Here is a 342-nt window from a genome sequence, read left to right as displayed (position 1 = left end):
GCCGCGTGAACACGCCCGTGGACGGCGCTGTCACGGTGTACACGATGATCGGAATGGCCACACCCGGCTTTGTTTTCGCACTCCTGCTCGCCATGGTGTTTGCGCTCCAGCTGCGCTGGCTGCCGATCTCGGGCTACGTCCCGATAGAGAACGGCGCGAGCCAGTGGCTGCAGTTCATCCTGCTTCCCTCGATCTCGCTAGGAATCATCCACTCCGCGCTCCTCACGCGCATGACGCGCTCCTCAATGCTAGACATCTTGTCGGAGGACTTCGTCCGCACGGCGCGGGCAAAGGGCGCCTCGGCCGCACGCGTGGTGTACGGGCACGCGCTGAAGAACGCGG

Annotated in this window: 1 protein-coding gene; it reads left to right on the top strand. The window is 64.6% G+C overall.

Going from position 1 to position 342, the window contains the following annotated elements:
- On the top strand, positions 1 to 342 hold a 342-nt coding region (locus tag SB658_RS22595), incomplete at both ends, for an ABC transporter permease (protein WP_410602457.1).

It is taken from the genome of Bacillus sp. SIMBA_008, assembly GCF_046535495.1.
Taxonomy (GTDB): domain Bacteria; phylum Bacillota; class Bacilli; order Bacillales; family Bacillaceae; genus Bacillus; species Bacillus subtilis.
This window is presented reverse-complemented; position numbering and strand designations above follow the sequence as displayed.